This window comes from Pandoraea captiosa, from assembly GCF_902459775.1.
Lineage (GTDB): Bacteria > Pseudomonadota > Gammaproteobacteria > Burkholderiales > Burkholderiaceae > Pandoraea > Pandoraea captiosa.
The window spans coordinates 26,075-49,343 of the sequence record NZ_CABPSQ010000020.1 but is presented as its reverse complement, the minus strand read 5'-3'; the positions used below and the strand labels follow the sequence as shown (position 1 = coordinate 49,343).

Here is a 23,269-nt window from a genome sequence, read left to right as displayed (position 1 = left end):
ATCGAGCAGAACGCCCGGGCCGCCTTGCAGGTCGCCGATTACGCTTACGTGATCGAGACAGGCGAGCTGGCACTGGAGGGCCCGGCGCAGGAATTGGCGACCAATCCGAAGGTCATCGAGACTTATCTGGGGTTGGCCAAGAAGGCTGCCTGATTGACGGGTCGTTGTTCGATCAGTCTGGAGTGCTACCGAGAAAGCCCGCCGATTGGCGGGCTTTTTCATTTCACCATGACTCCAGCACCGAACTTCGCTGGACTACGCCGAAGCCCGATACAGCAGGTTTATCAATAACTTAGGCGAGTCCAACATATGCCGGTGCTTTCCGAAACCTGACCCTGCTTCCCCTCTGCTGGCCCCTAGAAGGCTCCTGGGAATCGGGTCTTCCCGAGGAGTCATCATGGCAAGAATCAAGCTCACCAAGTCCGCCGTGGAGGCGGCGCAACCCCAGGCGCAGGCCGTCGAACTCCGGGACACGCTGGTGCCCGGCTTCCTGTGCAAGATTACACCAGCGGGCCGCAAGGTCTTCATGCTCCAGTACCGCACGAACGCGGGCGAGCGGCGCAAGCCCGCCCTTGGTTTGTTCGGAGAGTTGACCGTCGAGCAGGCCCGCTCGCTGGCACAGGAGTGGCTGGCGCAGGTGCGCCGGGGCGGCGATCCCAGCGCCGACAAGGCAACAGCCCGATCCGCCCCCACGGTCGCGGAACTGTGCAAGAAGTTCATGGAGGACCACTCCAAGCAACGCAACAAGCCCAGCACCCAGCGCGGGTATCAGGCGGTCATCAACCGTTGCATCGTCCCGATGCTCGGCCGCATGAAGGTGCAGGACGTGAAGCGGCCCGACGTGGCCTCGGCGATGAAGAAGATGGTCCACAAGCCGGCCGAAGCGAACCGCACCTTCAGCGTGATGCGCAAGATGTTCAATCTGGCCGAAGTGTGGGGCTACCGGCCGGACGGCACGAATCCGTGCCGCCATGTCCCGATGTACCCCAACGGCAAGGCCACCCACCTCATCAGCGATGAGGAAATGGGCAAGCTGTTCCGGTATCTCGACTTTCTGGAAACCGATGGCCTGGGACTGGACCACGCCATCCTGCCGCTGGCGATCCGGCTGCAATTCGAGTTCGCGGGCCGCCGCTCCGAAATCGTCACGCTGCAATGGGATTGGGTCGATCTAGAGAACCGGCGCGTAGTCTGGCCCGACAGCAAGACCGGCGGCATGTCCAAGCCCTTGAGCGAGGAAGCCCACCGCCTGCTGTCCACCGCGCCCCGCCAGGACGGTTGCCCGCATGTGTTCCCGTCCCCGAACCATCCGGGGCAGCATATGACCACCGGCGAGTATTACAGCGGCTGGACGCGCATCCTCAAGCGGGCCGGCGTGACCCATGTGGGCACGCACGGCATCCGGCACCGCTCGGCCACCGACATTGCCAATTCGGGCATCCCCGTCAAGGTCGGCATGGCGCTGACGGCGCACAAGACCGTGGCGATGTTCATGCGCTACGTCCACACCGAGGACAAGCCGGTACGCGAGGCCGCTGAGCTGGTGGCGAACCGGCGCAAGACGATCACCGGGGCGCAGCGGCAAGTGGAGCCGGTGGAGGCGACGGCATGAGCAAGAAGTCGCTTTCGGCGGCGGGGGCAACCCCCACCGCCTTGCCGGCCGGCTACGCCTGCATCCACGGTGGCATCGTGGAACTGCTCGACGCTGCGCACCAGGCGGCGGCGCGCAGCGTCAATGCGCTGATGACGGCCAGCTATTGGGAGATCGGCCGCCGCATCGTGGAGGCCGAGCAACAGGGCAAGCGGCGCGCAGGCTACGGCGAGCAGTTGATGACCCGGCTGTCCGCTGATCTGACCATGCAGTTCGGACGGGGATTTGGCGTCAACAACCTGGAAAACATGCGGCGGTTCTTCCTCGCTCATCCCCATACGGAGATTTCTCAGACACTGTCTGGGAAATTGGGCGGCAGTCTGCCTCCTGAGAAATCCCAGACGGTGTCTGGGAATTTGAGCCTGACTGCGTTGGCCCAGGCGTTCCCGCTGCCGTGGTCGGCCTACGTGCGGCTGCTGTCGGTCAAGGATGCCCATACCCGCCAGTTCTACGAGGCCGAGGCGCTGCGCGGGGGCTGGAGCGTGCGCCAGCTCGACCGGCAGATCGGCAGCCAGTTCTACGAGCGCACCGCGCTATCGAAGGACAAGGCGGCGATGCTGGTCAAGGGCGCGGTGCCCAGGCCCGAGGATGCCGTCACGCCCGGCGATGCGATCAAAGACCCGTATGTGTTGGAGTTCCTCGACCTCAAGGACGAGTATTCAGAGTCCGACCTGGAAGCGGCCTTGATTCGGCGGCTGGAGGATTTCCTGCTGGAGCTGGGCGAAGGGTTCACTTTCATCGGGCGGCAGCGGCGCTTGCGTATCGATCAGACGTGGTATCGGGTGGATCTGCTGCTGTTTCATCGTCGGCTGCGCTGCCTGGTCATCATCGACTTGAAGCTGGGCAGCCTGACCCACGCGGACGTGGGCCAGATGCACATGTATTGCAACTATGCCAAGGAGCATTGGGCTTATTCCGATGAGAACCCGCCCGTGGGGCTGATCCTCTGTGCGGACAAGGGCCACGCGCTGGCGCGGTATGCCTTGGAAGGCTTGCCGACAAAGGTGATGGCAGCGAACTACCGTACCGTGCTGCCGGACGCCGAACTGTTGCAGAAGGAACTGGAGGCTACACGGCGCTTGCTGGAATCGCGCACATCGAACCAGCCCAAGAAACTCCCGTGATAAACGGACGTCCCAGCTTTCCACCGTGGCGCTGTTGTGCTGCGCATAGAGACTCGCTACGCGAGTCTCTCCCCGTGCGGATGTCCGTCGTTCACTCGCTTCGCATCGGCCCTAATTTCTACGGAACTTGATCGTACCCAAAATCACATGCGGCGAGCTTGCGCGTGACTTGATACTCTTCGCCAGAATACTGGCGAATACGTCCCCGTTCCGAGATCAGGTGCAAGTTCTTCCTCGCTCGCGAGCCAATGACATACAGAAGTTTCATCGCACTTTCTTGGCCGTTCGGATCATTGAAGTGCGGCACCATGTCCTCCAGCAAGGCATAGGCGATCACCACATCGAACTCTGCTCCCTTCACGCCGTGGATCGTTGAGATAGTGATGCCCGTCCGGCTCTGAAAAACCTTCCTGAAAGTTCCTATATCTCCGATGAATTCGCTTCCCTCACTTTTCAATCGGGCAACCCGCGCTTGCGAACTGTCGAAGAACGCAGTGTGATGCTCCCGAAGGGTGGTGAAGAGTCGAAAATCGATGGCCAAACTTGAAAACAGCCTATCGAAGAATGTGCTGAGGTAGGTGAGTCCATCCGTCTCATCGATCTTGATCGCATTGCATTCTCTCAACAACGACTTTCGAGTGAGCTTGGATACGCTGGCGCCAGCCGCCTCCAAGTCAGTAAGGATTTCACCGGCCCAACGAAGTCTGCGCACATACATCCCCGGCGATGCCTGGGTAAGTGCGATTTTGGAAAGCCTGTACCAAAAATTCTCAGTGTCGCGCGCAAACGGAACCATGCCCGGGCCATCGAACGAATACTCGGGCATGCTCGCGCACAGACGGCGTGTCATGCTGGCAAGATGCGTCCACTGAGGCGCAAGCACGCACACCTCGTGAGGCGCGATACCGACAGTTTCGATGTTGAAACGGATGAGCCGGATCAACTCGGCTTCCAGACCTGTCTTGTTCACCGTGGCATCGAACGAAACAAGACTCGGATAAGCCTTTTCATCGGATGCAGCTTCAATGCGCGTATCGTGGACGTTGTAGTTCCCGAAATAGTCGATGATGCGCTCAGAGGATCGGTAGTTCTTCGACAGTTCGAGCTTTTTCAGGTCAATGTCAGCCATCGTCTTGAAATCCTCGAAGGCAATCGGGTATCCCCCGAGCGACTGGTAAATCGCCTGATTCGGATCGCCGACGATGAAAGCCTTGGTGGCACCTTGGCTAGCTTTCAAGATGGCCGTGACGATCGAGTATTGAATTCGCTTCGTGTCCTGATATTCGTCGATCAGCACGAAAGAGAACAGCTGCCCTAGAAGGACGCTGATCGCAGGACGGCTGGCGATCAATTGATACGCATAGTAGAGAATGAGTTCAAAGTCTATCTGCCGGCTTTCCTGCAGCTTCTCGAAATACTGTTCCAATATCGCGTGCAAGCCGGTGTGCTTCCACGCTTGCGGACAGGAAAGCACATAGCCAGTTTCGGTGAAATAAAATTCGCAATCCCAGAAAGTTATCTTTGGCTTCTGGTAGGGCTTGCACAGAGCGTCCAAAATCTTCTCGCGCTCATGCTGATCGATTACGCGATAGCCCCGTTTCAATGCTTCGTGATAGATGCCATAGGGCTTCAGTATCCATTCAAGACAGAATGAGTGGATCGTTCCTATCCATAGTCGGGATGTGTCTACCCCAAGGCCCTCGATGCGCTCGTGGATCTCGTCGGCCGCGCGGTGCGTATACGTGATCGCGACAACGAATTGCTTGTTCGATTTCAGTCTGGACAACTCATAGGCGATCTTGTAGGTCAGTGTGCGGGTCTTTCCGCTGCCAGGACAGGCGATGAGAAACACGCTCCCAGGCTCCAGGATTGCAGCTTCCTGCTCCGGATTAAGATCATCCTCATCCCAGGTGAACATGGTTAGAACACCTTGAGGACGTCGTTGATGCGATCATCGGGGAAGGTGGCCATCATTTCGTTTCTGATATCAACGAAATCGATGTCTCCCTGTCTGAAGGCCAGTAATTTGGCCCTGAATCCATCGAAGACTGCCGACGCGGTGACAATATCTTCCGAGTCTATGTAGTTGACGCGATAGCTCAGCACATTGAACCAGACTTCCTTTGAAACTACTGGGTGCGCGAAGGCGATGGCATCAAGGATGTACGACGGGATGGCAGTTTGTGGATCGATCTTCTTTCCCAGCAGGATGGCGAACCATCCTTTCCCATAGTTGCCCGCCATGGTCAGCACGCGCTGACCGTAGAAAGCAATGTCTAATGACTCAAGCTCTGTCTTGGCGGTTGCTATGGTTGCCGCGTCTTTATAGACATCAGGGAGGATGCCAACCACTTTTTTCGCATTGCCCGCAGCAACGAAATCAACCTCGAAGGTGTATGGGGCAAAAAATGGCGAAACCCAGGAGTTGTCTTTGAAAGACTCATCGAGAAGCGCTTTCCTGGCGATGCCCTTTTCCTGGGAGGCCTGGTACTTTTTCTTGCGCCGAAGCACCTCCTCGGGATCGCCCCCGGCGGGCGTTGTGTCAATGATGGACTTGTCGAGATCCGTGACGATGCTGCATCGCTTTCGGATTCGATTGTCGTGGAAGAGAACGGCTACGTTCTGGAACCCAGTGCTTCGGATGTTGATCAGGCTGATTCCGAGTTCATCCAGACTGATACCCAGCACCTTCTTAACCAGAATCGGGATCAGGATTTCCTCGGCATCGCCCTCTACCAGAATGACACTCTTGGCAAACAACAGGTTACTGCGGACTGCATCCAGGTAGCGTTGAATGTTGCCAATCTCTTCTGGACCCAGGCCGGTGGACGGTTGGTAGGCATCGCATCGATCACGCTCCCGGCCAAGAATATTCACGTTCTGAACGTTGCTGACCTCCGAGATATGCGTCGAATGGGTAGAGTAGATGATCTGGGTGTCATCGTACTGAAGCCGGTCGAACAGCGTCTTCTGAATGTGCGTGTGGATGTGGGCCTCTGGCTCTTCGATCAACAAGAAGTTGGCGATCGACTGCTTGGCCTTCTGATACTTGAATTCCAGCAGTTTCAAGGTGAGGAAGATCAGGTTTGCGCCACCCAAGCTCAACTCGTGTATCGGCCCTTCGTGGCCTTCTCCCGATTCACCAACAAACAGCTTGAGCGATTGGAACAGTTTGTCAGCTTCATCAGGCAGATCGGACTTGATGGACAAAGAAGAGGGAGAGTAGGCCTCGCCAGCCGCATCCTTGATGGTGTCTCTGATATCGGTCCGGACAGACTGTACGTCCGGCAACGCCTCGATCGAATCATTCAAAGCCTTCACCCCATCGGTGATGAGCTGGAAGGCCACTGGATCTATATCGCCGCTCTTGCCCTTGAGCAGTGACAAAAGTGGATTGGTCCTGTTGTTGTGAAACTCCGATACAACGTCTCGAAGCGCCTGAACGAAAGTGAAGGAAATCTCCTTGGAAACGGACAGCACGCTCGGAATCTTGGCGCCGATGGCGGGAAACTCGATTTCTTCGTTGAACTTGGCGTTCTCGAAGTCACCGACCACCTCCTTGTAGAAAGCCTCATCGTTGAAGTCAGCGTCGCTTCGGCCCGTGAAGATGGTTTCGTAGTCGTCCAGAGTGACAGGATTCAGGACCGCAGCGAGACCAGCGTGATCGCCATCGTCCAATTGAGAAAGGCGAAGCCTGATCTCTTTCTTTGGGCGGAAGATGAGGTTGTAGGTGGCTTTGCCGATTGCCTCATCGTCGATGCCGCCCGTCCCATGTCGGAACAAGGCTTGGACTGCTTCATCAGCCGAGATCTCCTCGAACTCAAGGCTGATGATGATCCAATGCCCTTGCCACCTTCCTAGACCTCTATGAAAGTCAGTTGACTCTAATCGGTAAGCGGATCGGATCATGTTGTCATCAAGCAGCAGCCTGATCGCTCGAAACAGATTCGTTTTACCTGATCCATTTTCGCCAATGATGGTGTTGATGCCCTTTTGAAACAGGAGCTTGGTGTTAGCGAAATTTCTGTAGTTGACCAGGCTGAGCTTGGAGATGTGCATGGAGGTCCTCGTCTTATTTCTAGGAGCGCCGCACGAATGCCGGCCCACCGCAAAGTACATGCATGTTACAAGGTGTTTTTCGCTGAGCAGACGTTTGGCAGCATGTCGGAACTGGGTAGCGTCCCGGCGTTCCGCCGTCGGGCTCGCGGGCGGTGCCCCGCGCTTCGTGCCGAATCACGGCCATTCGGCTTTGATCCCTGACGCCTCCGACCCGGCCAGTGCCGGGCCTGCGCGCTGCGCTTGCCCAAAACCGGGTATGTGCAGTGGGTGAGGTGTGGGCGGTCTTGCTGTCCCCTTCACCGTATCACGGCGTTCGCGCCGTCAATGACTGCGCGTGCGAGCACGCTTGCGGCCGCAGGGCCGTCTTCGATCTTTGACTGCTTGCGCTGCGCCGTGCTGGCCACGGTTCCGGGCAATTCCGCCCGAGCAACCGGAGCACGACCATGTCGCAACTGTCCTTTTCCTCGTTCGAGTCCTCGCTGATGGTGCGGGACGCACAAGGCCATTACCTGCTAGCGACGACGGACCAGATTCTCGAAGCTGCGCGCGAGGTCATCGACCGCAAAATGCAGCGCGGTGCGTCGCTCACGCCGCCGGAGGCGGTCAAGGAGTACCTGTGTGCCAAGCTCGGTGGCGCAGAGTCGGAAGTGTTCGCGGTGCTATTCCTCGATACGCAGCATCGCCTGATCGAGTATGCCGAGATGTTCCACGGCACCATCGACAGCACATCGGTGTATCCGCGCGAGGTGGTCAAGGCGGCGATTCGGCTCAACGCGGCGGCCATCGTCGTTTCGCACAACCACCCGAGCGGGAACCCCGAGCCGAGCAGTGCCGACAAGGTGCTGACCCAGCGGCTCAAGGATGCGTTGGCGCTGGTGGACGTGCGCGTGCTCGATCACGTCATCGTCGCGGGAAGCCGCACCATGTCATTTGCCCAATGCGGCCTGATCTGACCCAGGGGGCTTCGGCCCCCTTTTTGCTGCGCCTTTGGGGTGTCAGATCGTTGCCTGATTCACACGCCGGCTCAAAGCCTCGGCACTCTCCTTGCGCTCGCTGTAGCGGTCCACCAAGTACGGCGCCGCATCGCGCGTGAGCAGCGTGAACTTCATCAGCTCCTCCATCACATCCACGATGCGGTCGTAGTAGGCCGAGGGCTTCATGCGCCCGGCCTCGTCGAATTCCTGCCAGGCCTTGGCGACCGAGGACTGGTTGGGGATGGTCAGCATGCGCATCCAGCGGCCGAGCACGCGCATCTGGTTGACGGCGTTGAAGGACTGCGAGCCGCCCGAGACCTGCATCACCGCCAGCGTCTTGCCCTGGGTCGGGCGCACTGCGCCGACCGACAGCGGAATCCAGTCGATCTGGGTTTTCATGAGGCCGGTCATCGCGCCGTGGCGCTCGGGCGAGCACCACACCATGCCTTCGGCCCATTGCGTGAGCGCATGCAGTTCTTGGACCTTGGGATGATCACCTGGCGCATCGTCCACCAGCGGCAGGCCCGAGGGGTTGAACATGCGCGTCTCGCCGCCGAGCGCGCGCAGGATGCGCGCCGCTTCCTCTGCGGCCAGCCGGCTGTACGAGCGTTCCCGCAGCGAGCCATAGAGCAGGAGGAAGCGCGGCGCGTGCGTGGCGTGTTCGGGCGTCAGCAGCCGCTTCGTATCTGGTTGCTCAAACAGCGTCGTGTCGATATTGGGGAGGTCAAGGCGCGCTTCAGACACGGCGGCCTTCCGCGTCGATCACGGGCTCGCCGTCTTCCTTGTTGAACGCGCCGCGCTGCGGCTGCGGCAGGATGTCCAACACCGCTTCCGATGGCCGGCACAGGCGCGTGCCCAGCGGCGTGACCACGATGGGCCGGTTCATGAGGATGGGATGCTGCTCGATGAAGTCGAGCAACTGCTCATCCGTCCATTTCGGATCGCCCAGGCCGAGTTCGGCATAGGGCGTGCCCTTTTCGCGCAGCACGGCGCGCACGCCCAGGCCCGCATCTTGCAGCAGCTTGACCAGCGTCGCGCGATCCGGTGGCGTCTTCAGATATTCGATGACCGTGGGCTCTTCGCCGCTGTTGCGGATCAGGCCGAGCGTGTTGCGCGACGTGCCGCAGGCGGGGTTGTGATAGATCGTGATGGTGCTCATGGGCATGTCGTGGTTATCGGGTCGATGGGTTCGGGCCGGCCTCGTACCAGCCGCGCGAGCGGTTGACCACGCGCACGACCAGCAGCATGACGGGCACTTCGATCAGCACGCCGACCACGGTGGCCAGCGCCGCGCCGGACTGGAAGCCGAACAGGCTGATGGCCGCGGCCACGGCCAGCTCAAAGAAATTGCTCGCGCCGATCAGCGCCGAAGGACAGGCGATGTTGTGCTTCTCACCCACCTTGCGGTTGAGCCAGTAGGCCAGGCCGGAGTTGAAGAACACCTGGATGAGGATCGGCACCGCCAGCATGGCGATGACCAGCGGCTGCTGCAGGATGGCCTGGCCCTGGAAGGCGAACAGCAGCACCAGCGTGAGCAGCAGCGCCGCGATGGACAGCGGGCCGATGCGCTCCAGGGCGCGGTCGAACACGGCCTGGCCGCGCCGAAGCAATGCACGGCGCCAGACCTGCGCGAGGATGACGGGGATGACGATGTAGAGCGCCACCGACACCAGCAGCGTATCCCACGGCACCGTGATGGCCGACAGGCCCAGCAGCAGGCCGACGATGGGTGCGAAGGCGAACACCATGATGGTGTCGTTCAACGCCACCTGCGACAGCGTGAACACGGGGTCGCCGCCCGTCAGCCGGCTCCAGACGAACACCATCGCCGTGCAGGGCGCGGCGGCCAGCAGGATCAGGCCGGCGACATAGCTGTCGAGCTGGTCGGCGGGCAGCGCGTTGGCGAAGACGTGGCGGATGAAGATCCATGCCAGCAACGCCATCGAGAACGGCTTGACGGCCCAGTTGATGAACAACGTAACGCCGATGCCGCGCCAGTGCTGCTTGACCTGACCCAGCGCGCCGAAGTCCACTTTGAGCAGCATGGGAATGATCATGATCCAGATCAGCAGGCCCACCGGCAGGTTGACCTGGGCAACTTCCATGTGACCAATGGCCTGGAACACGCCGGGCGCGAACTGGCCCAGCGCGATGCCAATAACGATGCACAGGAAAACCCACACCGTCAGGTAGCGCTCGAACACGCTCATGGTCGGGGCGGCCGGCATGGCGCGGGCCGTTTCAGTCGCTGCGGTCATCGGGGCCTCACTGCTTGCCGATGTCGCGCAGCTCGCGCTGCAAGGACATGGCGTCCAGCCGCGCCAGCGGCAGCGACAGGAACAGCTCGATGCGGCGGCGCAGGGTCAAGGCGGCGTCTTTGAAGGCCTTGATCTGTTGCTCTTCGGAGCCTTCGACCGATGCGGGATCGGGCACACCCCAATGTGCGGACACCGGCTTGCCCGGCCAGAGCGGGCAGGCCTCGCCGGCGGCGTTGTCGCAGACGGTGAAGATGAAATCGAATACCGGGGCGCCTGGGGCTACGAACTCATCCCAGCTCTTGCTGCGATAGCCTGCCGTCGGCATGTGCAGCCGCTCCAGCGTGGCAAGCGCCAGCGGATGCACCTCACCCTTGGGGTGGCTGCCCGCCGAGTAGGCGTGAAAGCGGCCCTGGCCCAGGTTGTTGAGGATGCCTTCGGCGAGGATCGAACGGGCCGAATTGCCCGTGCAGATGAATAGCGCGTTGTAGGGGGTATCGGTGGTCATGGCATCAGCAATCGCAGTGGGAGGATTCGGTGACCTCGCACACGCCGCCCTGGCAGCAGTGTTCGGTCAGGTAGCCGAGCAGTCCGTTCATCTGGGAAAAGTCGGCGCGATAGATGAGGTTGCGGCCCTGCTGCTCGATGGTGACGAGGCCGGCGTGCGCCAGTTCTTTCAGATGGAAAGACAGTGCATTGCGAGCCACGTCGAGTTGCTCGGCCAGCACACTGGGCGTTCGCCCTTCGGGGCCGGCGATGACCAGGGCGCGGAACACGCGCAGGCGCTGGGCATGGGCCAACGCGCTCAGGGCGGAAACAGCTTGGGTCTCATTCATTATTCAATGATACATCAATCATTGAATTAATTGAAAGAAAAACTATCCTGGCGGCTTTGATCGGCAATCTGTGTGCGAGGCGTGGAGGTGGCGGCTTGCTGTTCCCTTCATCGTGCCACGGCGTGCTCGCCGTCCATGACTGCGCCTGCTTCGCACGCTTGCGGCCTGGCGGCCGTCTTCGATCATTGACTGCTTGCGCTGCTCCGTGCCCTGAACGGGTCGGGCAATTCCGCCCGGCAACTTTCAGGAGTTCACCATGAACCACGCATTCATCACCGACGAGCAGCGCATCGTGCTGCTGGCCAACGGCCGTGCTTCCCTGGACAACCCGGACTTCGATCCGGCTCCCGTGGTCAAGCTGTTCACGCCGGATGCCGGCGCGACCTGGCTGTTGACCGAGATTGATCCCGATGATCATGACCGTGCTTTCGGGCTTTGCGACCTGGGGTTGGGGATGCCGGAAATCGGCTGGGTCAGCTTGAACGAGCTGGCGAGCGTGCGCGGCGGGCTGGGCCTGCCGATCGAGCGTGATCTGCACTTTCAGACCGACAAGCGCCTGAGTGCCTATGCGCGCGATGCGCGGCTGGCCGGGCGGGTCGTTGTCTGACCGGCCTTGGGGCGCTTCGGAGCGCCCCTGCCCAAGGCAGCTCAATGCGGCCGCTTCTCGCCGGGGCGCAAGGTCAAGACCCGCACGCCGCTTGCGGTGACGGCTACGGTATGCTCGAACTGCGCGGACAGTTGTCCGTCGCAGGTGACAACCGTCCAGCCATCCTCTTCGGTTTCAACGGCACGCCGTCCCTGGTTCACCATCGGCTCGATGGTGAACACCATGCCTTCGCGCAGCACCAGGCCCGTGCGCGGCTTGCCCCAGTGCAGCACCTGGGGTTCCTCGTGCATTTCGCGGCCGATGCCGTGGCCGCAGTATTCCCGCACGACGCTGTAGCCGTTCCTGCGCGCATGCCGCTCGATGGCATGGCCCACGTCGCCGAGCGTGGCGCCGGGGCGCACGGCCTGGATACCTTTCCACATCGCCTCGTAGGTCACCTGCACAAGCCGCTGGGCCGGCTGTGATACCTCGCCCACCAGATAGGTCTTGCTGGAATCGGCGATGTAGCCGCTTTTCTCCAGGGTGATGTCGAAGTTGACGATGTCGCCGCTTTGCAGAACGTCTGTGGTGGAGGGAACGCCGTGGCAGACCACATGATTGGGCGAAGCGTTGAGCGCATAGGCGTACCCGTACTGGCCTTTGCTGGCCGGGCGCGCGTTGAGTTCATTGACGATGAAGCCATCGACCAGATCGTTGACCTGCATGGTGGACATGCCAATCAGGTTCATGTGATCCAGATGGTCGAACACGCTCGCCAATAACTGGCCCGACTCCGCCAGCAGCGCGATTTCTTCCGGGCGCTTGGTCATGGTGAGGCCACCTGAAGCGGCTGCGCTGCGACGCCGGCGGCCCGCAGCTCGCGGGCGACGATCTCGTTGAAGCTCTGCGTGGGGTTCATTTCGCACAGCATGCCGATCCTGATCCAGAAGGCGGCCTGCGCGTTGATGGACCGGCATGACACGGCGCTGGCTTTGCGCAGTTGGTCATGCAGGTCGTCGTCGATGTTCACGATGCCCATGTTGAATGTCTTATATGAAACGTATACGAATCATATATTCATGTCGCCACGGGCGCAACTCCGGGGAAAGCCCTGCGGGCTATCCCCGCCGCGCGTTGCTTGGCGCCCTCGATGCCGCCGAACCGGCTGCGCAGATTCGGCCAGAAATCCGCCGCCACTGAGGAATCGGCGCCCCAATGCCTGGGACGTGGCGTAGCTCCTGCGCCTGGCGCTCATCGAACCTTGAAGGCAGGGCGTCCCCGGCCACCTAGGAGATGGCCGGTCGCGCTGTCGTGCGTGTAGCGCATCGAACCCCCTGCGGGGTTTCGCCCCTGTCGGGCTTCCATCGTCCCCTCGCTCCGCTCGGCTGACGCCTCCGGCCCGGCTTCCAGCTTCGGGCCTGCGCGCTTCGCTTGCCGTGCGGTCGGCGTTGGAAGTGGCCGTTGCCATGTCCAGCCGTCTCCCCTGACTTCATCACCTTGTCCGCGACTGTAGCCCGCTCCCGTGTGCCATCAAGGCGCGCAGGGCCGTGTCCTCGGCTGCGCCTGCGGGCCGCACCAACCCTGCGCTTGTCTCCTTGACGGCCCCCGTCCGCGCGCTCCTGACCGTCGCGGGCGATGAACTCAGGAAAGACGGTGGCAACAGGGCCAACCGGGTTCCTCGTGCCGACCGCACCGAACAGCCGAAAGGCTGGGCTCCGAATCTAGGAATCCGGTGTGCGGTTTTCTTCAACAGCCACTTTTGTTCAGGAGAACGACATGCTTGCAACCCGTTTCGCTTCCCATTCCCCCGCGCTGCGTTCCGACTATCCCTTGTCGGATGACCAAATCCACCGCGTGGCCCCGTCCATCTTTGCGGGCGCCCCGCATGAGAGCCGTTCCCATCGGTACGCCTATATCCCCACGGCGGCGGTTCTGACCGAGCTTCGCAAGGAAGGGTTTCAGCCTTTCATGGTGACGCAAACCCGCGTGCGCGATGAAGGCAAGCGCGAGCACACGAAACACATGCTGCGCCTGCGCCATGCCAGCCAGATCAACGGCGCGGAAGCCAATGAAATTATCCTGCTGAACTCGCACGATGGCACCAGCAGCTACCAGATGCTGGCGGGCCAGTTCCGCTTTGTGTGCAGCAATGGCCTTGTGTGCGGCGACACCGTGGCCGATGTGCGCGTTCCCCATAAGGGCGATGTGGCGGGCCAAGTCATCGAAGGCGCGTTCGAGGTGCTGCGCGGTTTCGACCGTGTGCGCGATTCCCGCGATGCCATGCGCGCCATCACGCTGGACGAAGGCGAGGCCGAAGTGTTCGCCCGCGCCGCATTGACCCTCAAGTACGACGACCCGAACAAGCCCGCGCCCATCACCGAAAGCCAGATTCTGATGCCGCGCCGGTTTGAAGATCGCCGCCCCGACTTGTGGAGCGTGTTCAACCGCATCCAAGAAAACCTCACCAAAGGCGGATTGCATGGCCGCAGCGCCAACGGACGCCGCCAGCAGACCCGCCCGATACAGGGCATTGATTCCGATGTGCGCCTCAATCGCGCCCTGTGGATGCTGGCCGATGGCCTGCGCCAGTTGAAGGCTTGATCCCTTTTCGGGTTTTTCCCGCAGGAGGGGCGGTTTCCCCTCCATTCCTTGTTTGACTCGATTGGAGATACCACCATGAACGCCGTTACCACTACCGAAGCCCGCGTCGTCAATGTCGCCGCCGCTATCCCGCTGGAAGCCGCCGACCCGACCAAGAACCTGATTCTTGTGCCGCTGTCGCGGCTGGTGCCGCGCCCCACGGGCCGCAACGTGCGCAAGACACCGCGCATGTCCATCCCTGAACTGGCCGCGAGCATTCAGCGCGTGGGCCTGCTGCAAAACCTGATCGTGATTGCATCCGCCGATGGCGAGCATTACGAAGTCGTGGCCGGTGGCCGCAGGCTGGCCGCGTTGAAGCTGCTGGCGAAAAAGCACCGCATCGCCAAGGATTGGGAGGTGCCTTGCCTGCTGGTGGCCGATGGCACGGCCCGCACTGCCAGCCTCACCGAGAACGTGCAGCGCGAAGCCATGCACCCGGCTGACCAGTTTGAAGCCTTCGCGGCGCTGGTGGCTGAGGGGCGACCCATCGAGGACATTGCGGCGGATTTCAGCGTCACGCCGCTGGTGGTGCAGCGCCGCTTGAAGCTGGCGAATGTGTCGCCGCGCCTCATGGCGGACTATCGCGCCGATGCCGTGACGCTCGATCAGTTGATGGCGCTTTCCATCACTGATGACCACACGGCGCAGGAAGCCGCCTTCTACGATGCGCCAACGTGGCAGCGCCAGCCGTCCGCGCTGCGCGACCGCCTCACCGAGCGCGAAATCGACGCCTACCGGCATCCGCTGGTGCGCTTCGTCGGGCTGGACACCTACGAAGCCGCAGGCGGTGGCGTGCGCCGTGACCTGTTCGCGGAAGGTGACGCGGGCGTGTATCTGACCGATGCCGCATTGCTGGACAGGCTGGCGCAAGACCGGCTGACAGGCATCGCCGCCGAGGTGCAGGCCGAAGGCTGGGCATGGGTGGATGCCACGCCGGGCGTGACCCATGCCGATCTGCACGCCTTCCAGCGTGCGCCGAGGGAGCGGCGCGAACCGACCAAGCGCGAAACGCAGCGCATCGAAAAGCTGCAAGCCAAGGTGCAGGCCATTGGCGAAGCCCTCAATGATGCGCTGGAAGCCGAGGACGAGGACAAGGCCGACACGCTGCAAGAGGAAGGCGAAGCCTTGGGCGAGCAGTTGCAGGCGTTGGAAGATGGTTTGCAGGACTACAGCCCGACCGTGAAGGCCGCAGCCGGTGCCATCGTCACCATCGACCGCAACGGGCAGGCCGTGATTCATCGCGGCCTGATGCGCGAAGCCGAGGCCAAGGCACTGCGCACGCTGGAACGCCTGCGCCAAGGTTTCGGCAGTGAGGATGCCGAGAACGACGACGAAGGCGAGGATGACGAGCAGCCCAAGACCGCCGCCATGTCCGACCGGCTGGCGCAGCGGTTGAGTGCCCACCGTACCGCCGCGCTGCAAATCGAAGTGGCGCAGCATCCGCAAGTGGCGCTGGCCGCGCTGGTGCATGGCATGGTGCAGACCGTTTTGCACGGCAGCCACTACGGCCCCCGCCATGATGCGTTGCCGCTGGGCGTGAGCCTGAAAGTGCAAGACCGGCTGGAAGGCATGGCCCCGGACTGGCCGGAATCGCCTGCTGCCGTGGCGCTGCGCGAGTTGCAACAGGTGGCGGGCGAAGCCTTGCCGCAGGACAGCGCCGAACTGTTCGCCGCGCTACTGGCGAAGTCGCAAGACGAACTGGTACGACTGCTGGCGGTATGCGTGGCGGTCACGGTGGACGTGGTGACACCCCGCACCACGCGGCAGCAGCCGGGCGAGGAACTGGCGAAGGCCGTGGGGCTGGACATGGCCGCATGGTGGAAACCCACCAATGAGGGTTATTTCCGGCATGTGCCGAAGGTCGCGATTCTGGAAGCCGTGGAGCAGTTCGCCCCGTCGCACGTCACCCGGCTGGCGAAGATGCAGAAGGCCGACATTGCCAGCGAAGCCGAGCGGCTGGTCGATGGCACCGGCTGGATGCCCGCCATCTTCAAGGCCGAAGGCACGCAGGCAGCACCGCAGGAGCGGAACGATGCCCCGGAGGATGCCGAGGCAACAGCGGATGACCCCGCCGCGGCGCTGGCCGCTTGACTCGTGCGAAAGCAAGTGCCCCGGCCTCGACCGGGGCGCTTCGCTTGAAGGAGACCCCCCCCATGACCCGCACCACGCCCAACCGCCCACGCATGGCGGCGATCTATGCCCCCGGCACGGTACGCGCCCGCCGCTGGCACGGCGAAGGCGACGTGCGCGGCTACCGCCCGCCCTCGGGCTGGTCAGCCCACGCCGACCTGACCGACATTCACCCCATCACGGGCCGCGCCTTGCCGCGCGCCGTGTGGTGGCTTATCGAGACGAAGGAATAACCCGATCAGCACCGCGCCCAGGACGGAACGGCCTGGGCGCGGTGAAATGCAAATCCGGGTACGGCGGTGGCCGCGCCCGGTGTTCAAGGCCAACAGCCGAATCAGAACGCCGCCGCCTTCGCGGTGGCTCAGGCGGCGGCATTGAAGTGGCCGGGCGGCACGCCCGGCAGTTGAAGGCCCGCGCGGGCCTTCAAATGCCCATTGCCATGACCCAGCCCGCCAGCCCGGCCAGCAGCACCACGAGCGCTGGCGGCACCCGCCCCACCGTCAGCAGCCCGAACGAGAACAACGCCAGCCCAAAATCCGCCTTGCCGTGGATGGCACTCGTCCACACCGGGTCGTACAGGGCATATACCAGAATGCCGACCACGCCAGCATTGATGCCCGCCATGGCCGTCTGGATGCCCGCGCGGTGGCGCAGTCCTTCCCAGAACGGCAGCGCACCGACCAGCATAAAGAAGGCCGGCAGGAAGATGGTGCCCAGCAGTGCCAGACCACCGATCCAGCCATGCAGAGGCCCCTGAGCGATGGCGCCGAGATAGGCCGAGAAGGTGAACAGCGGCCCCGGCACGGCCTGCGCCGCACCGTAGCCGGCCAGGAAGTCGGCATTGCTCACGATGCCGCTGGGCACCACGGCGGCTTGCAGCAGCGGCAGCACGACGTGCCCGCCGCCGAAGACCAGTGCGCCGGAGCGGTACACGCCTTCCAACAGCGCGATCGTGAACGAGCCCGTGGCTGCAGCCCACAGGGGTAGCGCAACGAGCGGTGCAGCAAACAGCAGCAGCGCCACAACACCCAACTTGCGCGAGACAGGATATTTGTGGGCCTGGCCGCCACCGGGTTGCGCGATCTTCAATCTCCACCAGCCCAGGAATCCCGCCGCCGCGATGGCGGCAAGCTGGCCTGCAGCCGAGGGCAGGATCATGGTCAGCAGTGCTGCCAGAATGGCCAAAGCGGCGCGCGGGCGGTCAGGGCTCAGCGACTTGGCCATGCCCCACACGGCTTGCGCCACGATGGCCACGGCCACCACCTTGAGCCCATGCGCCCAGCCGGACTGGGCCAGCCCCTGGTATTCGGCGATGCCAAAGGCGAACAGGATCAGCGCCATGGCCGACGGCAAGGTGAACCCCGCCCAGGCCGCCAGCAGCCCCAGCCAGCCTGCACGGCTCAGTCCCAGCGCCATGCCTACCTGGCTGCTGGCCGGCCCCGGCAGGAACTGGCACAGGGCGACCAGATCGGAATAGCTGCGGTCATCCAGCCAGCGGCGGCGTTCGACAAACTCCGAGCGGAAATAACCCAGATGCGCGATCGGCCCGCCGAAGGAGGTCAGCCCCAGCTTGAGGAAGGCGCCGAAGACTTCGACGGGTGAGCCGCGCGCGGCTGTGGCCTCATGCTGCAAGGTGTTGGTGGAATCGGTCATTTGTGCATCGCCTCCCCGGTGAACTCCCGGATGCGTTCCTTGGCCAGCGCGAGGCCTTCCTTGCCCTTGGGCGTGATCGTGTAGAGCTTGCGCACGGTGCGCCCTTCACGCTCCTGGCGGGAGACGAGGTAGCCGTCGCGCTCCATCTTGTGCAGCATCGGGTACAGCGTTCCTGGGGAGAGGCGATAGCCGTGATGGGCCAGCTCGTCGATCATCCATTGCCCGTAGATCTCCTGCTCGGCCGCGTGGTGCAGCACATGCAGGCGGATCAGCCCCGACAGCAGGTCGTGGTGCTCCATGGCGCGGGGTGTTGGCTTCTCTTTCATATCGAATAACGATAACGAAATTCGATATTATCATGATGCGCTGTCTTAACTTTTAAGGCAGTTGCTCAAGCCTACGCGCCTGCGGCGCTGCGCTTGCATCCACGGGTGGCCCGGCCAGTGCCCAGCCACGGTGGGGAGTGCGCGTCGGATGCGCCAAGGCTTGCTGCGGCAGGTTGTGCAAATACGTACCGTCCTCAACGCTGGCGATTCGTACCCATCACGTCCACGAAGGACGGTTCACGGACAACCCGCCCGGCATCGCTATGGAGCTTCCACGCCACGCCTCAAGACTGGCGCCGCAAGCTGCGGCGGGGGCATCCTTGTCTGTCGTTGGGTGGATGACCTGGCCCGCGTCAGGGAGCGAGCCGGAGCAGCCTTCATGCGGGGATGCCGAGTCAGCCACATCTCCTCGCGGTGCGGTTCGGCCCAAGGCGTCCTTGTGTTGTTGTGAATCCTGGCGGGGGCGCGACTGCGCCTCGGGCTTCATGGCTGCAACCGTCCGGCGAAAACAATTTCCCCTGCTTTGTCACTGCGTTCGGCGCATTCCTCGCGGGACAAATTCTTTTCGCCTCCCGGCTCTCCACTGCGTTTCGACCGCAAGCGGTGCCGCCCGCCCGTCCCCCGCCGGCCGGATCACAACAAGGACGCGATGGGCGCGAACCTTGTTCCACCGTAAGGAGAAATCATCATGGCCAACATCGGCACCTTCACCGCAGACAAAGACGGCTTCACCGGCACGCTTCGTACCCTGACGCTCAACGTCAAGGTCAAGCTGGTGCCCAACGACAAGGGCGACAACGAGAAGGCCCCCGACTTCCGCCTGCAGGCGGCCAGCCACGACATCGGCGCGGCGTGGAAAAAGACCAGCGAGGCCGGGCGGGAGTACATCTCCGTGACCCTCGACGATCCTTCGTTCCCGGCCACGGTCTACGCCCGCCTGATCGAAGGCGAGGACGGCACGCACGACCTGATCTGGTCGCGCAGCAAGCCCCAGGCGGCGTGACCGCCGCCAGCCCCGCCCACGCGGCGGGGCGCTGGCCGTAGCGCGAAGCTCAGCCGATCCAACGCTGCACGGCCGTCGCCGTATCGGCCGGGTTCGTGTTGAATGCAATGTGGCTGCGGGGCGCCAGCCGGTGCACCATATTGAGCAGCCGCTCGAACAGCATGAGCAGCGCGGGCGGCTCGCGCAGCCCGGCGCCAAACACGATGCAGCCATATTCGCGCGATCGCAGCAGGTGCTCGACGGCCTGTTCAGCCGTTTCGCCAAGATCGACCAGGCAGGAGTCCACCTCGTAGCCCTGCGCGCGTATCTGCGCCATCTGCTGGTCAATGTAGGCGCGTACCAGATCCGCCGACAGTTCTGGATGGTCGCTCAGGTCTGCAAATGCCGGGTCGATGCCAATGGCAAGAATGCTTTTCTCATTCATGCGTTGAACTCCAAAGCGCTTCAGGGAAGGGAAAAGGGGCAGTCCGCGTGAAGCAATGCGCGCGAGCCCTGCTCTCACCCATCGTTCAGGACGTGCCGGCGCGGTGCGCCGTCAGGCTCTTCGGGCTGCGCCCTGTGCCGACTGCGCCGTCACAGCCGTTCGGCTCCGATCCTTCACGCCTATGCGCCGATGGCGCTGCGCGCTCCGCTTGCCTCCAGGGGACAGCCCTGTGGGCTATCCCCGCCGCGCAGGGCTTGGCGCCCCTCGATACTAACGAACCGGCTGCGCCGGATCGGCGCGGCCAGCGCCTACGGCTGGGCCGCTGCCGCGAGCTGGCTTTCAGCCTCGCTCATCAGCACGGCCGTGCTGCATTCGAGTGCGCCGGCGATCTTGAAGATGATCGCCAGCGTGGGCATGTGCTCGCCGCGCTCGATCTTGCCCATGTGCGAGCGCTCGATGCCAGCCAGGTGCGCCAGCGATTCCTGCGCAATGCCGCGTTCCGTCCGCAATGCGCGCACCGCGGCGCCGAAGGCGTGAGCCAATTCGGCATCGTAGGTGGTGGCGCCGGCCGGTCGGCCGCGCTGAATGGGGCGCTTCTGCATAGACAGAAGCGTCAAGTCGCAGCACAATTAAAACCACGTTATCTTTAACTCTTTCATCGACATCTCACTGTTTTGCGTTTTTACGGAAATCCGCATTTGCGGCTTGCTACAGAAGCGCAAAGCCACGGAATCACAATCGTGCTTTTTCCCAAATCCGCCGATGTGGCTTTGCGTTTTCACGCTTGGGCGGATTTGTGAATTGGGAATAGACCGCCATGAAGCCACTCATCACCGAGGACGAGCGCCAGCGCCTGCTGGCCCACGGCCAAGCCCGTGCCGACGGTCGGGCCGGCGACCCGCTACCCGTGGTGCGCCTGTTCACTCCGGACGCATACCTCACCTGGCTGCTCGCTTCGCTCGACCCGGCCGACGGCGATACGGCCTACGGCCTGATCGACCTGGGCCTGGGGATGCCCGAGCTGGGCACCGTGAAGCTGTCCGACCTGGCCTCCATCGTCGGGCCGCGCCAGCAGCCCGTGATGCGGGATCGGTATTTCCAGGCAGCACGGCCCCTGTCGGAATATGTCCGGCTGGCCCAGGAGAGCGGCGGCATGGTCGATTGAACCAATCGCGTTGCGGCGCAACTGGACGTATTGAGACTATTTCCGTCGGAATTCGGATTTGCCCGGTCTCAATTCGCACTCTTGCACCGAAACAGGGCATTTGAGACGAAAACGGCCACGATCTTTGGCGCGGGTTACGGCACCTTGATTTGCGCCGCGTGACGTTTTTGGACTGCGCGGCCGTCGTATTCGGACGCATTGCGCAATACCCCGGAGCCAATCGGTCTTGACACTTGATGTTACAGCTTAAACAGGTTCGGATGATGTTGTGATGTGGACGCGGTAGCTCCGTTCTTGAACGCCCGTGACGACGTTCCTGCTATTCGACGGGAGCTTGCGTCATGGTCAATCCTCACCATATCGCGCACTGGTATCCGACTGCCGCGTACCTCTACATCTTGTGCCTGGACACGCTCGCACTGGCCTGGGAGTACCTGCGCCGCCATCCCGACTACCGACTCGACTGGCTGCGCCACCAACGCCGGCCGCAAGCGGCGCAACAGGCGGCGCTTCGCTGGGGCTTGCGTCTGCTGGAAGACCCGGCCCTGGATGCGCGCGACGCGCATCCGGCCTGGCTACCCGGCCACGATGCCGTGGTGCAACTCCATCCCGATGCCGATCCGCCGCCCGATGCGACGGCTTTCGAGTTCTGGCACATCCCCGGTCACAAACAACTGCTGCATGACGGCAAAGGGCTGGCGCTGATCGCGCACATCCCCGGCCACTGCGCGCGCTTCGCGCTGGCGCCTGGCCTGGAGGACGACATGGCGGTCGCCTATGCCAATCGCGGAAGTGGCGGCGGCGCTGCCGCGCCTATGCGCAGCGCGACGTTGGCCACCGCCAGGCCCCGGCCCACACAGGCCGCGATGCTGGAGCTGCACACCCTGCAAGCGCTCGACGCGACCCTGGCGGGCGCGTCCTTGCGCGACGTGGCCGAAGGGCTGTTCGGAGCCGACGCGGTATCCACCGACTGGCACGCCGACGGCGACCTGCGTGCCCGCGTGCGTCGCCTGGTGCGCCGGGGCAATGCGTTGATGCGCGGCGGCTATCGCCGCCTAGCACAACTGCCGCCGCTTGAGAAGGGACGTTTTGATGGGGATGCAAAACGTCCCTGAGCAGCGGAGCTTCGTTTTCTGAGACTGCCTCCATCCGGTTGCGCTGTGTGGCCGGAGCTTCAAAACCGATGGAGGTTCACACCATGCGTCCCGCTCCCTTGCGGCCCTCTGCAACAGTTTCGGCCACTGTCCCCACCGCTGCCGCACAACCGCAGCGTTACCTCACCAACGACGAAGCCGCCGAGTACCTGCGCCTGTCGCCGCGCACGCTGGAGAAACAGCGCGTGATCGGTGGCGGCCCGCGCTTTCGCAAGTTCGGCCGCCGCGTCATGTACGCCGTGGCCGACCTTGATGCCTGGGCCGCCGACCGCAGCTTCGAGACGACTTCCGATCCCGAGTACGCCGAGCACCATGCGGCGGACAGCCGTGCGCGCTGATCGCTGGCACGCGCCAGGCCACCGCCATGTCCAGTCCTGCGCTGCCGTCCCGGCAGCGGCCTTCGCAAGAACGCGAACAGCTCGACCTGTTCCGCGCCTTGCCGGGCGACATGGCGCCGCGCGACAGCCAGGATTTGATGGCCTTTCCGTTCTTCTCGCTGGCGAAGTCGCGGCGCACGGCGCCGATCGACTTTCGCGCGGGCAACGTCACGATCCGCGTGGAGGGCACGGTCGAGCATGGCATCGCCACGATCTGGGATGCCGACATCCTGATTTGGGCCGCTTCGCAGATCGTGGAAGCACGCGACGCGGGCTTGCGCCCGTCGCGGCTGATGCAGGCCACGCCCTACGAGATCCTGCGCTTCATCGGGCGCGGTACGGGTCTGCGCGACTACCAGCGCCTCAAGGCGGCGCTGGATCGCCTGCAATCGACCACGGTGGCCACGTCCATCCGCGAGACCACGGGCAGGCGGCTGCACCGCTTCTCGTGGATCAACGAGTGGAAGGAACTGGCCGATGCCAAGGGTACGCCCTTGGGGCTGGAGCTGATCTTGCCGGACTGGTTCTATGCGGGAGTGATGGATGCCGCCCTGGTGCTGACCATCGACCCGGCGTATTTCCGGCTGACCGGCGGCATCGAGCGGTGGTTGTACCGCCTGGTGCGCAAGCACGGCGGGCGGCAGGCCCACGGCTGGCAGTTCGATTTCCGGCACCTGTACCGGAAATCGGGCAGCGCCACGCGCTTCTCGGACTTCGCCTACGACCTGCGCGCGCTTGTCGCGCGGCAGTCGCTGCCCGGCTACGTCCTGGGCATCGAGCGGATGCCGGGCGGTGGGGCCGAGCTGCTGACGTTCAGGCCCGTGCCGTACACGGCACGGGGATAACTGCGGGAAAAGCGGTGGACGGGCTCGTGCTATCAGGAGTACGGGGACTCGTGCTATCGGGAGTACG

Annotated in this window: 25 protein-coding genes and 1 pseudogene; 13 read left to right on the top strand and 13 right to left on the bottom strand. The window is 63.0% G+C overall.

What is annotated here, in order from left to right; translation table 11 throughout:
* The 3 genes and pseudogenes from PCA31118_RS26000 to PCA31118_RS25990 form a co-directional block, all read left to right on the top strand.
* Positions 1-153 (top strand): annotated as a pseudogene (locus PCA31118_RS26000) (ABC transporter ATP-binding protein); the annotation flags it as partial.
* A gap of 244 nt (positions 154-397) precedes the next feature.
* Complete coding sequence (locus PCA31118_RS25995) at positions 398-1,612, top strand: tyrosine-type recombinase/integrase (RefSeq protein WP_150627825.1); 1,215 nt, start codon at positions 398-400, stop codon at positions 1,610-1,612.
* Positions 1,609-2,775, top strand: a complete 1,167-nt coding sequence (locus PCA31118_RS25990) for a PDDEXK nuclease domain-containing protein (RefSeq protein WP_150627824.1) — start codon at positions 1,609-1,611, stop codon at positions 2,773-2,775. Before PCA31118_RS25995 ends, PCA31118_RS25990 begins: the two co-directional genes overlap by 4 nt.
* 118 nt (positions 2,776-2,893) lie before the next feature.
* On the opposite strand, the gene PCA31118_RS25985 is transcribed toward PCA31118_RS25990, so the two are convergent.
* Both PCA31118_RS25985 and PCA31118_RS25980 read right to left on the bottom strand, forming a co-directional pair.
* Positions 2,894-4,693, bottom strand: a complete 1,800-nt coding sequence (locus PCA31118_RS25985) for a UvrD-helicase domain-containing protein (protein ID WP_150627823.1) — start codon at positions 4,691-4,693, stop codon at positions 2,894-2,896.
* A gap of 2 nt (positions 4,694-4,695) precedes the next feature.
* The gene (locus PCA31118_RS25980; RefSeq protein WP_150627822.1) at positions 4,696-6,834 is read right to left on the bottom strand and encodes an ATP-dependent nuclease; all 2,139 of its coding nucleotides are present in this window, start codon (positions 6,832-6,834) and stop codon (positions 4,696-4,698) included.
* Between the two features lie 443 nt (positions 6,835-7,277).
* Here PCA31118_RS25980 and radC point away from each other — a divergent pair, with 443 nt between their 5' ends.
* Complete coding sequence (gene radC, locus PCA31118_RS25970) at positions 7,278-7,787, top strand: RadC family protein (RefSeq protein WP_150627820.1); 510 nt, start codon at positions 7,278-7,280, stop codon at positions 7,785-7,787.
* Positions 7,788-7,829: 42 nt separating this feature from the next.
* Here the strand turns inward: radC and arsH are convergent, their stop codons facing one another.
* From arsH to PCA31118_RS25945, 5 genes are read right to left on the bottom strand one after another with little or no spacing between them, the layout of a single operon-like run.
* Entirely contained in the window at positions 7,830-8,552 is a 723-nt protein-coding gene (arsH, locus tag PCA31118_RS25965; protein WP_150627819.1) for an arsenical resistance protein ArsH, read from the bottom strand.
* Positions 8,545-8,967, bottom strand: a complete 423-nt coding sequence (gene arsC / locus PCA31118_RS25960) for an arsenate reductase (glutaredoxin) (RefSeq protein WP_150627818.1) — start codon at positions 8,965-8,967, stop codon at positions 8,545-8,547. The genes arsH and arsC overlap by 8 nt, the downstream gene beginning before the upstream one ends.
* A 13-nt stretch (positions 8,968-8,980) precedes the next feature.
* Positions 8,981-10,066: an ACR3 family arsenite efflux transporter gene (gene arsB / locus PCA31118_RS25955; protein WP_150627817.1), complete on the bottom strand. Its 1,086-nt coding sequence runs from the start codon at positions 10,064-10,066 to the stop codon at positions 8,981-8,983.
* Between the two features lie 7 nt (positions 10,067-10,073).
* Positions 10,074-10,571, bottom strand: coding sequence for an arsenate reductase ArsC (locus tag PCA31118_RS25950; RefSeq protein ID WP_150627816.1), 498 nt, complete (start codon positions 10,569-10,571; stop codon positions 10,074-10,076).
* Between the two features lie 4 nt (positions 10,572-10,575).
* Positions 10,576-10,899, bottom strand: a complete 324-nt coding sequence (locus tag PCA31118_RS25945) for an ArsR/SmtB family transcription factor (RefSeq protein WP_150627815.1) — start codon at positions 10,897-10,899, stop codon at positions 10,576-10,578.
* Positions 10,900-11,155: 256 nt separating this feature from the next.
* Here PCA31118_RS25945 and PCA31118_RS25935 point away from each other — a divergent pair, with 256 nt between their 5' ends.
* Positions 11,156-11,506, top strand: a complete 351-nt coding sequence (locus PCA31118_RS25935) for a DUF2958 domain-containing protein (protein WP_150627813.1) — start codon at positions 11,156-11,158, stop codon at positions 11,504-11,506.
* A gap of 41 nt (positions 11,507-11,547) precedes the next feature.
* On the opposite strand, the gene map is transcribed toward PCA31118_RS25935, so the two are convergent.
* A complete protein-coding gene (gene map / locus PCA31118_RS25930; protein ID WP_150627812.1) occupies positions 11,548-12,315 on the bottom strand; it encodes a type I methionyl aminopeptidase in 768 nt (255 codons plus the stop codon).
* Positions 12,312-12,524 (bottom strand): ParD-like family protein, encoded by a 213-nt coding sequence (locus tag PCA31118_RS25925; protein WP_150627811.1) that lies wholly within the window; start codon positions 12,522-12,524, stop codon positions 12,312-12,314. The genes map and PCA31118_RS25925 overlap by 4 nt, the downstream gene beginning before the upstream one ends.
* A gap of 737 nt (positions 12,525-13,261) precedes the next feature.
* Between PCA31118_RS25925 and PCA31118_RS25920 the strand changes: the two genes are divergently transcribed.
* The 3 genes from PCA31118_RS25920 (at position 13,262) to PCA31118_RS25910 (ending at position 16,488) form a co-directional block, all read left to right on the top strand.
* A complete protein-coding gene (locus PCA31118_RS25920; RefSeq protein ID WP_150627810.1) occupies positions 13,262-14,086 on the top strand; it encodes a DUF932 domain-containing protein in 825 nt (274 codons plus the stop codon).
* A gap of 75 nt (positions 14,087-14,161) precedes the next feature.
* Positions 14,162-16,216, top strand: coding sequence for a ParB/RepB/Spo0J family partition protein (locus tag PCA31118_RS25915; RefSeq protein ID WP_150627809.1), 2,055 nt, complete (start codon positions 14,162-14,164; stop codon positions 16,214-16,216).
* 62 nt (positions 16,217-16,278) lie between these two features.
* Complete coding sequence (locus tag PCA31118_RS25910) at positions 16,279-16,488, top strand: hypothetical protein (RefSeq protein WP_150627808.1); 210 nt, start codon at positions 16,279-16,281, stop codon at positions 16,486-16,488.
* 190 nt (positions 16,489-16,678) lie between these two features.
* On the opposite strand, the gene chrA is transcribed toward PCA31118_RS25910, so the two are convergent.
* Positions 16,679-17,908: a chromate efflux transporter gene (gene chrA, locus PCA31118_RS25905; RefSeq protein ID WP_150627807.1), complete on the bottom strand. Its 1,230-nt coding sequence runs from the start codon at positions 17,906-17,908 to the stop codon at positions 16,679-16,681.
* The gene (locus tag PCA31118_RS25900) at positions 17,905-18,234 is read right to left on the bottom strand and encodes a PadR family transcriptional regulator (RefSeq protein ID WP_246190441.1); all 330 of its coding nucleotides are present in this window, start codon (positions 18,232-18,234) and stop codon (positions 17,905-17,907) included. Before PCA31118_RS25900 ends, chrA begins: the two co-directional genes overlap by 4 nt.
* A 688-nt stretch (positions 18,235-18,922) precedes the next feature.
* Here PCA31118_RS25900 and PCA31118_RS25890 point away from each other — a divergent pair.
* Positions 18,923-19,237 (top strand): DUF736 domain-containing protein, encoded by a 315-nt coding sequence (locus tag PCA31118_RS25890; protein ID WP_019726278.1) that lies wholly within the window; start codon positions 18,923-18,925, stop codon positions 19,235-19,237.
* Positions 19,238-19,286: 49 nt separating this feature from the next.
* Here the strand turns inward: PCA31118_RS25890 and PCA31118_RS25885 are convergent, their stop codons facing one another.
* Both PCA31118_RS25885 and PCA31118_RS25880 read right to left on the bottom strand, forming a co-directional pair.
* Positions 19,287-19,661, bottom strand: a complete 375-nt coding sequence (locus tag PCA31118_RS25885; protein WP_150627806.1) for a hypothetical protein — start codon at positions 19,659-19,661, stop codon at positions 19,287-19,289.
* 308 nt (positions 19,662-19,969) lie between these two features.
* Complete coding sequence (locus PCA31118_RS25880) at positions 19,970-20,263, bottom strand: helix-turn-helix domain-containing protein (protein ID WP_150627805.1); 294 nt, start codon at positions 20,261-20,263, stop codon at positions 19,970-19,972.
* Positions 20,264-20,478: 215 nt separating this feature from the next.
* On the opposite strand from PCA31118_RS25880, the gene PCA31118_RS25875 reads away from it, so the two are divergent.
* The 4 genes from PCA31118_RS25875 (at position 20,479) to PCA31118_RS25860 (ending at position 23,202) form a co-directional block, all read left to right on the top strand.
* Positions 20,479-20,826, top strand: a complete 348-nt coding sequence (locus tag PCA31118_RS25875) for a DUF2958 domain-containing protein (RefSeq protein WP_150627804.1) — start codon at positions 20,479-20,481, stop codon at positions 20,824-20,826.
* 341 nt (positions 20,827-21,167) lie between these two features.
* The gene (locus tag PCA31118_RS25870) at positions 21,168-21,941 is read left to right on the top strand and encodes a DUF2285 domain-containing protein (protein ID WP_150627803.1); all 774 of its coding nucleotides are present in this window, start codon (positions 21,168-21,170) and stop codon (positions 21,939-21,941) included.
* Between the two features lie 83 nt (positions 21,942-22,024).
* Positions 22,025-22,318: a helix-turn-helix transcriptional regulator gene (locus tag PCA31118_RS25865; RefSeq protein ID WP_026437839.1), complete on the top strand. Its 294-nt coding sequence runs from the start codon at positions 22,025-22,027 to the stop codon at positions 22,316-22,318.
* 26 nt (positions 22,319-22,344) lie between these two features.
* Positions 22,345-23,202, top strand: coding sequence for a replication initiator protein A (locus tag PCA31118_RS25860; protein WP_150627802.1), 858 nt, complete (start codon positions 22,345-22,347; stop codon positions 23,200-23,202).
* The last annotated feature ends 67 nt before the right edge of the window (positions 23,203-23,269 follow it).